Raw genomic sequence first — 535 nt, forward strand, 5'->3', positions numbered from 1 at the left:
CACTGCCGTAAAGATAAGTTCGGTGCCTTCGGGCACTTTGTGATGGCCGGGCGGGATTACCGGTACAGTATCTACACTGCCGTGCTCCGGCGGTGTAAGCATGACCGTATGATTGACCGGAGGCGTTCCGCCGTTCGTTTTGAAGAATACCTCAACCTTTGCCGCCCGGGTAACTTTGAGCGTGTAGGTAAGCGCGGTGCCGTTTACTTCTGTGCCGTTAAGCGTCCACTTTTCAAGATCGTAGCCTTGAAGCGGCGTTGCCGTAAAGGTAAGCTCGGTGTTTTCGGCTACCATGCCGTTTTCGCTCAGTGCAGGCGTTACCCTTACATTGCCGCCGATATTGCAGTCAAGCTCTACCTTGTACGTTTGCACGGGCGGTACGGTTTTAAGTTTGAACTTTACCGTTACGGTTACCGGTTGCACTACCTTTATCTTTGCGATCGTGCTCTCGCTTGCTCCCGTTCCCGCTTCAAAGGCGCCTGCGCTTACCGTCCAATAGTCAACGTTGTACTGCGCAGGGTCGTCCGCCGTCGCA

At 54.4% G+C, this 535-nt stretch carries 1 protein-coding gene; it reads right to left on the minus strand.

From position 1 onward, the window contains the following. Positions 1-423 (minus strand): InlB B-repeat-containing protein (locus HMPREF0860_RS06000; RefSeq protein ID WP_425314979.1); only part of this gene is annotated, 423 nt, incomplete at its 3' end. Positions 424-535 lie beyond the last annotated feature (112 nt).

It is taken from the genome of Treponema socranskii subsp. socranskii VPI DR56BR1116 = ATCC 35536 (assembly GCF_000468115.1).
GTDB lineage: Bacteria > Spirochaetota > Spirochaetia > Treponematales > Treponemataceae > Treponema_D > Treponema_D socranskii.